This window comes from Lysinibacillus sp. FJAT-14222 (assembly GCF_001278875.1).
GTDB classification, from domain to species: domain Bacteria; phylum Bacillota; class Bacilli; order Bacillales_A; family Planococcaceae; genus Lysinibacillus; species Lysinibacillus agricola.
In genome coordinates this window covers 233,815-247,765 of record NZ_LIYL01000050.1, presented here as the reverse complement: position 1 = coordinate 247,765, position 13,951 = coordinate 233,815, and the positions used below count along the sequence as shown (strand labels likewise).

The following is a 13,951-nucleotide window of genomic DNA, read 5'->3' as shown; positions in this document are numbered from 1 at the left end:
ATTCTCAGTAATACAAAAGAGCAAATGTCTTAAAAAATTAAATAGAGGTGAAATCCATGTTCGATCGATTACAAGCAGTGGAGGATCGTTACGAAAGGCTAACAGAGCTTTTAAGTGATCCTGATATTGTGAATGACAGTAAAAAATTACGTGAATATTCCAAGGAACAATCAGATATCCAGGAAACTGTAGATGCTTATCGTGAATATAAAAGTGTAAAAGAGCAATTAGCTGATACACGTGAGATGCTAGATAATGAAAAAGATTCTGAGATGCATGAGATGGTGAAAGAAGAATTCAACCTTCTAAAAGAACAGCAAGAAGAGTTAGAAGAACGTTTACGTATTTTATTAATTCCAAAAGATCCTAATGATAATAAAAACGTTATTATGGAGATTCGTGGTGCGGCTGGTGGAGACGAGGCGAATATTTTTGCGGGAGATTTATTCCGTATGTACTCTCGTTATGCTGAGACACAAGGCTGGAAAATTGACGTGATGGAAGCGACGCCAAATCCAATGGGCGGCTATAAAGAAGTTATTTTTATGATTAACGGTCAAGGCGCATATTCAAAGTTCAAATTTGAAAATGGCGCACACCGTGTACAACGTGTACCTGCAACAGAATCTCAAGGGCGTATTCATACATCGACAGCGACAGTAGCTTGCTTACCTGAAGTTGAAGAAGTAGATGTTGACATCCATGAGAAAGATATCCGAGTGGATACATTTGCATCATCTGGTGCCGGTGGTCAATCCGTAAATACAACGATGTCAGCTGTGCGTATGACTCACTTACCGACAGGTGTTGTTGTATCGATGCAGGATGAACGATCACAAATTAAAAACCGTGAAAAGGCAATGAAAATTCTGCGTGCTCGTGTTGCTGATAAGTATATGCAAGAAGCACAAAAGGAAATCGACGCCACACGTAAATCAGCTGTAGGTTCAGGCGATCGCTCTGAGCGTATTCGCACATACAATTATCCACAAAACCGTGTAACAGACCACCGTATTGGTTTAACGATTCAAAAATTAGACCAAATCGTCGAAGGTAGATTAGACGAAATCATTGATACGCTCATTTTAGAAGAGCAAGCATCAAAGTTAGAGCGATTAAATGATGACCTATAATAATGTAATGGGGGCCCTTCAATGGGCTTCTTCTTTTTTAGTGGATAATGGTCATGAGGAAACAGCAGCACGTATTGTCATGCAGCATATACTTGGCACTAGTTATTCAGAAGTAATGTTACATCTGCAGGACGTATTAACAGCTGAACAAAAAGAGGAATTTAAAGAACTTATCGAAGAGCATGTGAGTGGACGACCTGTACAGTATTGTGTTGGCAGTGAAGAATTTTATGGTCGTTCATTTATTGTCGATGAGTCAGTGCTTATCCCCAGACCTGAGACGGAGGAATTAGTGCTTGGAACAATCAATCGCATGAATAAAATGTTTAATGATCAAGCATTGAAGCTTGCGGATATCGGAACTGGTAGTGGTGCAATTGCTATTTCTATGAAGCTAGAATGTCCAGAGCTAACAGTCATAGCTACTGATTTATCCGAAGCTGCTTTAGCTACAGCACAAAAAAATGCACAAAAGTTAGCGGCGGATATTGATTTTCGTCTAGGGGATTTAACGAAGCCTTTGTCAGGTGAGAAATTTGATATCGTTTTATCGAATCCACCTTATATCGCTTTTGATGAAGCGAAAGAGATGTCAAATACCGTGCTAGAGCATGAACCACATAATGCTCTTTTTGCAGAAGAAGACGGACTTATTTTATATAGAAAATTGGCTGAACAGCTACCAGCCCTTATGAATAAGCCAGCCCTTATTGGTCTTGAAATCGGTTATACACAAGGAGAGCAGGTGGCTCAATTCTTTAAAAATAGTTTTCCACAGGCTACCATTTCAATAGAAAAAGATATTAATGGTAAGCCCCGAATGATTTTTTGTGAAATTCATGTATAAAGTATCTTCTTCTTGCCCACAATGTTGAGCAAGGAGGGGTTTTTATGTTAAATGAATACAAGTTTATTAGATTACCAAAACAAAATGTCTTTCTAGCTTTTGCAAGATTAGTATTAATTGCGATCGCTTTACAATTATGTATTTTATATATTCCATCATTAGTAGGTTTTGCGAAAGAAGCTACGAATTATGAGCAAGAAAATGATTTTCGTATACGCGTTATTGCCAATAGCAATACGACACAGGATCAGCTTGAAAAGGAGCAGCTTGTCAAAGATTTAAAGCCGTATTTTAAGCAAGTAGTAGCTAGTGCTGGAGCAGGAATTATGGATAATGAGCAAATTACTTCATTAAAACAAGAAATTGAAGCAGAAATAAAAGAAAATTATCCACAGCTTGATACACAAATTATACTTGGGGATAACTTATTTCCACCAAAGACACAGAACGCTGTGCTTTATCCACAAAATATGTATCAATCTATTGTCGTGAAAATCGGTGATGCACGTGGTGATAACTGGTGGTGTAGCATATTCCCATCAATTTGTGAACCCGATAAAGAAGAACAAAAAGAAGAAGAGAAGGAACAGGTTACATTCTTTTTATGGGAATGGATTAAAGGTTTTTTTGCATGAATTGTGCACAAATTCAGATAACTTATACACAATTTTTAATAAGTTATAAACATTATGTGGATAATTCAGTGAAAACGAATAATCGAAGGAAGGTATTTATCATGGAAACCGTTTGCAAGAATGTGGATAGTAATGTGAATAGTCAGACAAATTATACACAGGCTGTGGATATCTTAAATGCAGGTGAGGTTGTGGCATTTCCAACAGAAACGGTTTATGGCTTAGGAGCTGTAGCAACAAATGACACAGCAGTCAAAAAGATTTTTGAAGCAAAAGGTCGTCCTTCAGACAATCCGCTAATTGTCCACATTGGCACGAAAGAAGAAGTTGAACTCTATATAGAGCATATTTCAGAAGTAGCCAAAAAATGCATAGATTTATTTTGGCCAGGTCCACTTACGCTTGTTATGCCTGTAAAACCAAATGTGCTAGCAAACAGTGTGACAGCTGGACTAGCTACTGTAGGCATTCGTATGCCAGATCATCCAGTTGCACTCGCATTACTTCGACAATTAAAAAAGCCACTTGCTGCGCCGAGTGCGAATCGTAGTGGGAAGCCAAGTCCTACAGAGGCAATACATGTTCAGGATGATTTGGGAGGGTACATACCTTATATTTTAGATGGAGGTTCTACTGGAATTGGGCTAGAATCCACAGTGTTAGATGTTACACACGAACCTCCAGTTATTTTACGTCCAGGTGGCATCACAAGGGAAATGTTAGAGGCTAAAATTGGTCCAGTTATTCAGCCGACAAAAATAGAGCAAAAATTAGAGGCTACCCCAAAAGCCCCTGGTATGAAATATACGCACTATGCTCCAAACGCTCCTGTGCTATTAATTGAATGTGATTTAGAGAAAGTTCATGAGGCTGTACATCAATTACAAAAACAAGGGCATAAAGTAGCACTACTTGCTCCGGCTAGCTTTGAAGACATCGAGGCAGATTTTTATTTCTCAATTGGAGAAGTTGGAAGTAAAGAAGAAATGGGTGCGACATTGTACCATGCATTAAGGGCCTGCGATAAAACAGCAGCTACAATTATCCTAGCGACTACTACATCAACTGAAGGAGTAGGAGCTGCGATTATGAATCGACTTGAAAAAGCTGCTGGTGGAAAATGGTATACTCCCTAAATAAAATATTAAATGAAAATAGTATGCTAGAAGTTACTTCTGGCATGCTATTTTTTTAATCAGTGGGGATTTTCATCATTCCCACTGATTAATCATGCCTTCTCCCACCTAACTTCTTTGCTGTTGCTGAATTTTGAGGTGGGAGTGACGCTTCGCTTTCGGTACAGATAAATTGCTGCCCGTTAATAAACGGGATAAAAATCTGCTTAGATTCATGTATTCGCGCTATGGTTTGGAAAGCGTAGCGAATTTTTACCATAACATAAGGTAATTGTTATGGTGGGGGGGACTTTTAACATCTTTTTTGTAAGGAAATTGTATTATGATAATACTGTATTTTCGAGCATAAAATGATAAAATATTAGGGAGCGAAGGAGTGCTTTCTTGCAGGGGATTCTTGCAGGTATTATAACGTCTGTTGATGTGATTGGTTTATATGTATTAATACCTAATGTTAGATATCGATTATTTTTGTCGGTGTGGACGGCTGCTTTGCATATGCTTTTCCCGTTACTAGGTTTCGAATTAGGAAACTATTTAGTTCGTTTCTTGTTAGAATGGGGACAATGGATTTCAAGTATTTTATTATTTTGTATCGGCTTGCATTTACTGTTATTCTCGCAAAAAGATGAGAAGGTAACAATTTCACCCATACTTTTAGCTGTGACCGCAAGCCTAGATACCTTTTCAGTAAGTGTTTCTTTTGGTATGCTAAACTTAGAGAAAACAGTATTTATTATTAGTGCAGGTGTGAGTGCTCTTATTTGCTCTTATGGGTCATTAGTCATTGCACGTAGAAGTCAAGTCTTACTGGGTAATAAATTCCAAATAATTACAGGGGCTTTTTTAATCATTATGAGTTTTCTAGCTATTTGGCAATAGAGAAAACAGAGGAGGGTGATAAGTGTGAAAATACTATTTGTTTGTACCGGGAATACTTGTCGCAGTCCGATGGCAGAGGTTATTTTAAAACATAAACAAATTGACAATATTGAGGTCCGTTCAGCGGGTATTTATGCCATGCCTAATGCTGAAATGTCTGCACATGCACAACAAGTATTAAATGAAGCAAATATGACACATCAGCATTCAGCAACACAATTATCAATGACTGAAATAGAGTGGGCTGATTTAATTTTAACTATGACAACAGCCCATAAAGATACCATCATCGCCAATTGTCCAAATGCAGAACAAAAAGTTTTTACTTTTAAAGAATATACAAGCGAAGGTAGCGTAGGAAATGTTGTAGATCCTTACGGTGGTAGTAAAGAAATTTATGAAGTAACTTTTGCAGAATTGAAGGAACTGGTAGAAAGCTTAGTAAAAAAACTTGAAGAGAATTGAGGGGCGCTATGAAAAAACAGTTTGGCTTACGACTTAAACTAGTATTATTTGTCAGTATTCTTGCACTAATTACGTACAGTATTAGTTTTATATTCATCGAATATTTACAACCTACCTTCTTCCCAGAGACCAATCGTAAACTGTTTGAAATTTTTACTTATGTGTCAGGGATTGCGTGGTCAGGCATTTTGGCTGGGATTTTCAGTGTAATCTTAATTAAACCTTTACAGCAGCTTGAAAATTCAGCTTCCCGTGTAGCAGAAGGTAAAATTGGACAGGATGTAGAAATGCCGAAAACAAGTGATGAGATTCGTTCTGTTGCAGAGGCATTCCAACAAATGGTGTTAAATTTACGACAAATGGTGGAAAGTATAGATCATAACTTCCAACAAACAAATCAAACGATAATTCATCTATCTGATGAAGCAGCTGTTGCAACAAAAAAAGCGGAAGGTATTGCCTCTACAGTAAAGCATATTTCTACAGGCGCAGAGGCATCTGCTACGGCAGTACAAGATACAGCTGAAGCAATTGAAGATGTACGAGCTCTTGCTACAGAAGTAAATAGTAGAGCCGAGGCATCAGCAACGCAATCCAAAGAGATTCTACATAATTTAACGACAACAACAAAAGCTATCGAAACGTTAGTGAATAGTATTCAACAAATTGCGACAGGTAATAATGAAGCATTAGAAAGCATTCGTGTATTAGAGGATAATGCTGGACAAGTAGAGCGCATCATTAGCTTAGTTGGCGATATTGCAGCCCAAACAAATTTACTAGCTTTAAATGCTTCGATTGAGGCAGCACGTGCTGGAGAACATGGAAAAGGCTTTGCTGTTGTAGCTGAAGAAGTTCGTGGTTTGGCTGATGAAAGTGCGAAAGCGGTACAAGGCATTACATCTCTTATTCAATCGATGCAACAAAACGTTGAAATTGTTGTAAAACAAATGAATCAGCAAGTAGCATTTGCGACAAAAGAAGCTGCACGTGTATCAGAAACTACGACAGCTGTAGAAGGTATGTCGTCAAGTGTGCATGAAATGGCAACATCAATTGTGGAAATTTCTTCACTGATCGAACAACAAATGCATAATATTGAAACAACTGCTCGTCAATCTCAAGAAGTTGCAGCCATTGCTCAAGAGACATCAGCGGGTGCACAAGAGGTTCGTAGTGCAGCAGAAGAACAAGCATATGCAATTGAGCAAGTTGAGCAACTAACAGAAGGCTTAAAGAAACAATCAGACGAGCTGCATAAAATGATTCAACAATTTGATAGACAAGCATAGATGTAATTTTAGACTGTAGACAAACTCGGGTGGTTAATCGAGTTTGCTACAGTTTTTTTATTTGTCTTATTAAGGCTTCGCGTAGTGCCTGTAGAGATGGAAGTGTCGATAGAAAGAAGTGGCAAAGCGGCGGATAGAACTGTCAAAGCGACGGATAGAATCAAGGAAGTGAAGGATAGAAGAGCTGAAGTGGCGGATAGAACTGTCAAAGCGGCGGATAGAAAACGAAGCGCCGGATAAAAGAGTTAAAGCGATGGATAGAATCAAGGAAACGACGGATAGAAGAGCCAAAGCGAAGGATAGAAAACGAAGCGCCGGATAAAAGAGCCAAAGTGAAGGAAAGAATCAAGGAAGTGACGGATAAAACAGCCAAAGAGAAGGATAGAATCACCGAAACGCTGAATAGAATCACCAAAACCCCGGAAAGAACCATCAAAACCAAGGAGGCCCACCTTGTGCCATACCTAACATTTTGATATAGAACCGTTCTACTGGTAATACCTAGAAAAAATATTGATATAGTATGTCCACTGTAGTTGAAAAACTAAAAAAACTTCAGAAGATGGAATAATACAACAAAAGACCGTTATCCGAATTTATCAACATGATATTCATAGTATCCACAGGTAAACAGGTTTAAAAGTGAATGATTTTGTATGACATTACAAGAAATGTTCGTCTTTTAGGGAAAATCAGCAAAAAAACGCAAGAAAAATCATGTTATTCTTGAGATAGAAGTGGTACACTAGTGTTGACTATAATTTCGAAATGAGGGAACCCAGTGAGAATAGCAATTTCTTCTGATCACGGAGGCAATAACTTACGTCGTGAGATTATGCAGCTGTTAGATGAGCTAAATATTAGCTACGAAGATTTTGGTCCACAATCTGCGGATTCAGTAGACTATCCTGATTATGCAAAACCAGTTTCTGAAGGTGTTGCTAGCGGGGAATTTGATAAAGGTATTTTAATTTGTGGCACAGGTATTGGTATGTCCATTGCTGCAAATAAAGTTAAAGGGATTCGTTGTGCTTTAGTGCATGATGTATTCAGCGCAAAGGCAACGCGTTGCCACAATGATTCAAATGTTTTAGCGATGGGTGAGCGTGTTATTGGGCCAGGCCTTGCATGTGAAATCGTTAAAGTATGGCTTGAAACGGATTTTGAAGGTGGTCGTCATACACGTCGCATTGAAAAAATCGCTGAACTAGAGCAATAAGTAAAGTAATTATGTTTGTTAGCACATGACAAAAGCATGACGGTTTCATCCAGAAAATCTGAGTGCTTTTTAGTGTGTGACATAAATAGATATAAAATTAAAGGGGCTGAGCATAGTGGCTGTACAACAAATACGAGCACATTTGACTCAGTTACTCAGTGAATTTGAAGAGCAGGTAACTTTACGACCAAATACAATTTTTGTCGTAGGCTGCTCGACATCTGAAGTGATTGGTCAGAAAATTGGCACAGCAGGCGCGCTTGAAACCGCAGAGGCGATTTTTGAGCCGTTGCAGGCATTTGCAAAGAAACATCAGTTGCATTTAGCGTTCCAAGGCTGTGAGCATATTAATCGTGCTATAACAATGGAAGCAACAACGGCAGAACAATTTAGCTATGAACCAGTATCAGTTGTACCAGTTCGTACAGCGGGTGGCTCGATGTCTGCTTATGCGTTTACCCACTTTACAAATCCAGTTGTTGTGGAAGCTGTACAGGCAAATGCAGGTATTGATATTGGTCAAACACTCATTGGTATGCATTTAAAGGCAGTTGCTGTTCCAGTTCGTACTTCTGTGCGAATGGTAGGAGAAGCAGTTGTAACAATTGCAACAACACGTCCAAAGCTGATTGGCGGAGAACGTGCAGTATACAAATAAAATTACCTCTGAAATCAGTGGTATACAATTAACGATTATACTTAGGAGGCTTTTTCAAACATGGCATACGAAAAATTAGCAGTACAAGACAAAGCAGTATTAGACGGAATTCTTGCAGAAAAAAAACGTCAACAAGCAAATATCGAGTTAATCGCATCAGAAAACTTTGTATCTGAAGCGGTAATGGAAGCACAAGGTTCTGTTCTAACAAATAAATATGCTGAAGGTTATCCAGGTAAACGCTACTATGGCGGTTGTGAACACGTAGATGTTGTGGAAGATATCGCACGTGATCGTGTGAAAGAAATCTTTGGCGCAGAATATGCAAACGTACAACCACACTCTGGTGCACAAGCAAACATGGCTGTATACCACACAATTTTAGAACCAGGTGATACTGTTCTTGGTATGAATCTTTCTCATGGTGGTCACTTAACACATGGATCTCCTGTAAACTTCTCAGGTATTCTATATAATTTCGTTGAATATGGGGTAACAAAAGATACTCAAGTAATCGATTATGAAGATGTACGCCAAAAAGCATTAGAGCATAAGCCAAAACTAATTGTTGCAGGAGCATCTGCATACCCACGTGAAATCGATTTCGCTAAATTCCGTGAAATCGCTGATGAAGTAGGAGCATACTTCATGGTGGATATGGCACATATCGCTGGTCTTGTAGCTGCTGGCGAACATCAATCACCAGTGCCATACGCTGATTTTGTGACATCTACAACACATAAAACATTACGTGGCCCACGTGGTGGCTTAATCCTTGCTTCAAAAGAATGGGAGCAAAAGCTAAACAAATCTGTATTCCCAGGTATCCAAGGTGGACCATTAATGCACGTGATCGCTGCAAAAGCTGTAGCATTCGGTGAAACATTACAGCCAGAATTCAAAGACTATGCAAAACAAATTAAAGCTAATGCTAAAGCTTTAGCAGAAGTATTAATTGCTGAAGGTGTTGAAATTGTATCTGGTGGTACTGATAACCACTTGTTACTTCTTAATGTGAAATCTCTTGGTTTAACAGGTAAAGTTGCAGAGCACGCACTTGATGAAGTAGGTATTACAACAAATAAAAATACAATCCCTTATGATACAGAATCTCCATTCGTAACTTCTGGTATCCGTATTGGTACACCAGCTGTGACATCTCGTGGCTTCAAAGAGGAGGACATGAAAGAAGTTGGTGCAATTATTGCAGCAGTTCTTAAAAACCCAGAGGATGAAGCGGTCAAAGCTGAAGCAAAAGCTCGCGTAAAAGCTTTAACTGACAACCATCCATTATACGCATAATTAAAATCTATAAGGCTGTGATTAAAGTGATATATTACACTTTAATCGCAGCTTTTTAACTTCAGTGGACGACTTTGGAACAGGCTTTTCCTTATCTATTTATAAAGATTAGAAAATAGATCAAAACTTTATCAATGCTATTAATGATGCCACGATACTCGGTGAATAATCGATCTTACATGCAATAAACATTTTTGAAAAGGAGTTGTCCCAAATTTATTTTTGAGACGACTCCTATTTTCTGTTATACTAGGTGAGATAAAAATGAAATCCGAACGGTTAGGAGAGAATCCCTTTGAGCAAAGTATATGTATTTGATCATCCACTAATCCAACACAAGTTAACTTATATTCGTGACAAGAATACAGGAACAAAAGAATTCCGTGAGCTAGTAGACGAAGTTGCAACATTAATGGCATTTGAAATTACTCGTGATATGCCAGTAGAAGAAATTGAAGTTGAAACACCTGTTACAGTTGCGAAGACAAAAGTACTTTCTGGTAAGAAAATTGCGATTGTACCGATTTTACGTGCAGGTATTGGTATGGTAGATGGCGTATTAAAACTAATTCCAGCTGCAAAGGTTGGTCATATTGGTCTTTATCGTGATCCAGAAACTTTAAAACCTGTAGAGTACTATGCAAAACTTCCTGCAGATGTTGAAGAACGTGATTTCATCATTGTAGACCCGATGCTTGCAACTGGTGGTTCAGCAGTGGAAGCGATCAACTCACTAAAAAAACGTGGTGCGAAAAGCATTAAATTCATGTGCTTAATTGCTGCGCCAGAGGGTGTAAAAGTTATTCAAGAAGAGCATCCGGATGTAGATATTTATATTGCTGCACTTGATGAAAAATTAGATGACCATGGCTATATTGTACCTGGTTTGGGTGATGCAGGAGACCGTCTATTCGGTACGAAATAATACTGAACAGTTTTCAACGGTGATAACAAGGTTCACCACTGAAAGTTAGGATGACATTTTGATAAAACGTATGTCATGTTGATTTGAGTGGAGACTGGGTGACTCCTTGGGGATTAGCGTCACAGATGAGACCCTGGAGCGCAAGCGAAGTGGGTAGGGGAACGAAGGCTAAAGGCATCACGTCCTGTGATAAAGCCTTCGTGACCAACATCCTGCCGCTGACGCTTCGTTAGCACTACGCTTTCGCGCAAAAAACATCTGTTGCCCCGAAGCCCACAGGAAGCTCTGCTCTGCGCGAAAGCGAAGCGTCAGCGGCAAATGTTTTATCTGTGCGAAAGCGAAGCGTCAGCGACAAATGTTTTATCTGTGCGAAAGCGTAGCGGCAGCAACAAAGCGCCCAGTCGGAACGGAAATCAACCCCAGGTTATGATGATAAGCCAATAATAAACAGGTTCAGTATGTAATTTTTAGGCAACTTATAACTTTTGGAAGCGTCCTTCAATATTGAAGGACGTTTCATAGTATGTTTAGGTGAATTACTTCTTTTGAAGTTCGACACTTGCCTCATATGACGCAGATCAACGGGAGTAAATGACTTTTCATACAATATAACAAAGGACGGTGCAGATCGTTTTGATGAAAAAATGGAAAGTAATGACGATTTTCGGTACGAGACCAGAGGCTATTAAGATGGCTCCACTTGTATTGGAATTACAAAAACATCCTGAGCAAATAGAATCGATTGTGACGGTAACAGCCCAACATCGCCAAATGCTCGATCAAGTATTAGAAACATTTAAAATTACACCAGACTACGATTTAAATATTATGAAGGATCGTCAAACATTAATTGACGTGACAACTAATGCATTACAAGGCTTAGACAAAGTCATGAAAGAAGCAAAGCCAGATATTGTTTTAGTACATGGCGATACAGCAACAACTTTCATTGCAAGCTTAGCTGCCTTTTATAATCAAATTGCTATCGGACATGTGGAAGCAGGTCTTCGTACGTGGAATAAGTATTCCCCATACCCAGAGGAAATGAATCGCCAGTTAACAGGTGTCATGGCCGACCTTCATTTCGCACCGACAGAAGTATCAAAGAAAAATCTTTTAGATGAAAATAAAAACCCTGGAACTATTTTTGTAACTGGTAATACAGCTATTGACGCATTAGCTACAACAGTAAGTGAACATTATTCACATCCTGTATTAGAAAAAATAGGTACAGATCGTATGATTTTATTAACAGCGCATCGTCGTGAAAATCTAGGTGAACCAATGCGTCATATGTTCCGAGCGATTACTAGAATTTTAGCAGAGCATGAGGATGTGCAAGTTGTTTACCCAGTGCATATGAACCCAGCAGTACGAGAAATTGCTAATGAAATTTTAGGAGATCACAAGCGTGTACATTTAATTGAACCCCTTGAAGTCTTCGATTTCCATAACTTTGCGGCAAATTCCTATATGATTTTAACTGATTCTGGTGGCGTTCAAGAAGAGGCACCTTCATTAGGCAAACCAGTTCTAGTGCTTAGAGATACAACAGAGCGTCCTGAAGGTATTGCGGCAGGGACTTTAAAGTTGGCAGGGACGGAAGAAGAAACTATCTATTCTCTAGCAAAACAATTAATAGAAGATAAAAATGCCTATGAAGCAATGGCGAAAGCATCAAATCCTTATGGTGATGGGCATGCTTCTGAGCGTATTGTAAAGGCACTTCTAGAATTTTTACAAAAAAGCAAGTAATGTACTATTTTTGGAACTAAAAAATAAGTCTAATGTACCTATTGTTATGGGTAAGCTAATTTACGAGCATAAATGTGTCGTAAATTAGCTTTTTTTTGCATAATTGTGCAATTTAATTTTAAAACTATGAAATTTCATACACAAATTTGTCAACAATTTGACAAGAGTATAGTGGCTGTGAAGTTTTTCTCCTTTACTAATTGACTTCAAATATCTCCTATTGTATGCTTACAAAGGGTAAGAATGATAAGGGTTTCTATTCGTTAATAGAGGTTGAAACACTTGTTATATCAAGTTTCTACTAAATTGACAGTTCAAAACAAAACTGTCGATTTGCAACGTTTTGTGCGTTTCGGGGTGTAAGGCATTTTTTTGAATTTACACCTGTAATTTCAAAATGACTCTCCCGTTACTATTCCGCTGTGAGTAGTGTTTTTCACTGCTCTTTTCTGATTTCACATAGTGGTCAGCAAACGTTTTCTTTACTCGAAAAAATGATTCAGGAGATTATAAACCAATGCTAGATTTGCATCACATTTTTGCTGTGCAGAAAAGAGCGTTATTTTTTTTGCTCGCACTCTGTGCATTAGGCTGGGGATTTACGCCCTATCAGACGGTTTTTGCGGGCATCGCAATCGGTGCATTCTTTGGTACGTATAATTTTTGGATTTTAGTTCGCCGTATGGAGAAGTTTGATCGATCCATTAGTGAAGGGAAGAAGATAGGCTCGCTTGGTACAGCGCTTCGCTTTGCATCAGGTGTAGCGGCAGTCGCTCTAGCCATTTCGTTGCCAAACTATTTTCACTTAATTAGCACGGTCATAGGGCTAATGCTTCCGTACGTTTTTCTCTTTGTCGAGAGAATTGTGTCACATGTAAGGAACCACTAATGTGCTTTAAATTAGAAAGAGAGGTGAAAAATAACAATGAATCATGAAGCTCCATTAAAAGAGGTTGATTTTGGTTTGTTTACACTAACGTTCAACCTTTCAACTGTTATGATGTTACTAGTTGCGGCCTTAATCGTTTTCTTAATCGCATTTATCTCAACTAGAAGTCTAAAGTTGAAACCTACTGGTATGCAAAACTTTATGGAATGGATTATGGATTTCGTAAAGAACATCATCAAAAGCAACATGGACTGGAAAACTGGTGGACGATTCCACATTTTAGGTATCACGCTTATTATGTTCATCGCTGTATCTAACTTATTAGGTCTTCCATTCTCTATCGTCTATGACCACACACTTTGGTGGAAATCTCCTACAGCTGACCCAACTGTTACAATGACGCTTGCAGCAATGATTTTAGTCTTAACTCAATACTATGGTATTAAAATGAAGGGTACAGGCCATTATGTTGGTACATTCTTCAAGCCAATGTCATTCATGTTCCCACTAAAAATCGTAGAAGAGTTTGCCAACACTTTAACATTAGGTCTTCGTCTTTACGGTAACATTTATGCGGGTGAGATTTTACTTGGCTTACTTGCAGGTTTAGCATCATCTGGTGCTATTGGATTCATCGGAGCAATTGTTCCTACGATGGCATGGCAAGGTTTCTCTATGTTCATCGGCTTTATCCAAGCCTTTATCTTCACAATGTTAACAATGGTTTACATGGCTCATAAAGTGAGCGATGACCATTAATATAAAGCATACACCATATGCTTGAATTAAAAAAAACAAACAATTCCAAGGAGG

At 38.6% G+C, this 13,951-nt stretch carries 16 protein-coding genes; 15 read left to right on the top strand and 1 reads right to left on the bottom strand.

Features of this window, described 5'->3' with window-relative positions; translation table 11 throughout:
- The first annotated feature begins 56 nt into the window (after window positions 1-56).
- The 7 genes from prfA to AN161_RS21945 all read left to right on the top strand — a co-directional run bounded on the left by prfA (window position 57) and on the right by AN161_RS21945 (window position 6,390).
- On the top strand, window positions 57-1,133 hold the full coding sequence (prfA, locus tag AN161_RS21975) for a peptide chain release factor 1 (RefSeq protein WP_053596460.1): 1,077 nt from the start codon (window positions 57-59) through the stop codon (window positions 1,131-1,133).
- The gene (gene prmC / locus AN161_RS21970) at window positions 1,120-1,980 is read left to right on the top strand and encodes a peptide chain release factor N(5)-glutamine methyltransferase (RefSeq protein WP_053596459.1); all 861 of its coding nucleotides are present in this window, start codon (window positions 1,120-1,122) and stop codon (window positions 1,978-1,980) included. The genes prfA and prmC overlap by 14 nt, the downstream gene beginning before the upstream one ends.
- A gap of 44 nt (window positions 1,981-2,024) precedes the next feature.
- Complete coding sequence (locus tag AN161_RS21965) at window positions 2,025-2,615, top strand: stage II sporulation protein R (protein WP_053596458.1); 591 nt, start codon at window positions 2,025-2,027, stop codon at window positions 2,613-2,615.
- A gap of 101 nt (window positions 2,616-2,716) precedes the next feature.
- On the top strand, window positions 2,717-3,751 hold the full coding sequence (locus AN161_RS21960; protein WP_053596457.1) for an L-threonylcarbamoyladenylate synthase: 1,035 nt from the start codon (window positions 2,717-2,719) through the stop codon (window positions 3,749-3,751).
- A 384-nt stretch (window positions 3,752-4,135) separates the two neighbouring features.
- Entirely contained in the window at window positions 4,136-4,633 is a 498-nt protein-coding gene (locus AN161_RS21955) for a manganese efflux pump (protein ID WP_053596456.1), read from the top strand.
- Window positions 4,634-4,657: 24 nt separating this feature from the next.
- Complete coding sequence (locus AN161_RS21950; protein ID WP_053596455.1) at window positions 4,658-5,098, top strand: low molecular weight protein arginine phosphatase; 441 nt, start codon at window positions 4,658-4,660, stop codon at window positions 5,096-5,098.
- An 8-nt stretch (window positions 5,099-5,106) separates the two neighbouring features.
- A complete protein-coding gene (locus AN161_RS21945; protein WP_053596454.1) occupies window positions 5,107-6,390 on the top strand; it encodes a HAMP domain-containing methyl-accepting chemotaxis protein in 1,284 nt (427 codons plus the stop codon).
- A gap of 205 nt (window positions 6,391-6,595) precedes the next feature.
- On the opposite strand, the gene AN161_RS29935 is transcribed toward AN161_RS21945, so the two are convergent.
- On the bottom strand, window positions 6,596-6,832 hold the full coding sequence (locus AN161_RS29935) for a hypothetical protein (RefSeq protein WP_158003084.1): 237 nt from the start codon (window positions 6,830-6,832) through the stop codon (window positions 6,596-6,598).
- 339 nt (window positions 6,833-7,171) lie between these two features.
- Between AN161_RS29935 and rpiB the strand changes: the two genes are divergently transcribed.
- From rpiB to atpB, 8 genes are all read left to right on the top strand, one after another.
- The gene (gene rpiB, locus AN161_RS21940) at window positions 7,172-7,609 is read left to right on the top strand and encodes a ribose 5-phosphate isomerase B (RefSeq protein WP_053596453.1); all 438 of its coding nucleotides are present in this window, start codon (window positions 7,172-7,174) and stop codon (window positions 7,607-7,609) included.
- A gap of 115 nt (window positions 7,610-7,724) precedes the next feature.
- Entirely contained in the window at window positions 7,725-8,267 is a 543-nt protein-coding gene (locus AN161_RS21935) for a TIGR01440 family protein (protein ID WP_053596452.1), read from the top strand.
- 60 nt (window positions 8,268-8,327) lie between these two features.
- Window positions 8,328-9,569: a serine hydroxymethyltransferase gene (gene glyA, locus AN161_RS21930; RefSeq protein ID WP_053596451.1), complete on the top strand. Its 1,242-nt coding sequence runs from the start codon at window positions 8,328-8,330 to the stop codon at window positions 9,567-9,569.
- A 295-nt stretch (window positions 9,570-9,864) separates the two neighbouring features.
- Window positions 9,865-10,494, top strand: coding sequence for a uracil phosphoribosyltransferase (upp, locus tag AN161_RS21925; protein WP_053596450.1), 630 nt, complete (start codon window positions 9,865-9,867; stop codon window positions 10,492-10,494).
- Window positions 10,495-10,755: 261 nt separating this feature from the next.
- The gene (locus AN161_RS29115; protein WP_143115009.1) at window positions 10,756-10,938 is read left to right on the top strand and encodes a hypothetical protein; all 183 of its coding nucleotides are present in this window, start codon (window positions 10,756-10,758) and stop codon (window positions 10,936-10,938) included.
- Window positions 10,939-11,127: 189 nt separating this feature from the next.
- Complete coding sequence (gene wecB, locus AN161_RS21920) at window positions 11,128-12,249, top strand: UDP-N-acetylglucosamine 2-epimerase (non-hydrolyzing) (RefSeq protein ID WP_053596449.1); 1,122 nt, start codon at window positions 11,128-11,130, stop codon at window positions 12,247-12,249.
- Window positions 12,250-12,766: 517 nt separating this feature from the next.
- Window positions 12,767-13,138 (top strand): ATP synthase subunit I, encoded by a 372-nt coding sequence (locus AN161_RS21915; RefSeq protein WP_053596448.1) that lies wholly within the window; start codon window positions 12,767-12,769, stop codon window positions 13,136-13,138.
- Between the two features lie 36 nt (window positions 13,139-13,174).
- Window positions 13,175-13,897, top strand: a complete 723-nt coding sequence (gene atpB, locus AN161_RS21910) for a F0F1 ATP synthase subunit A (RefSeq protein ID WP_053596447.1) — start codon at window positions 13,175-13,177, stop codon at window positions 13,895-13,897.
- The last annotated feature ends 54 nt before the right edge of the window (window positions 13,898-13,951 follow it).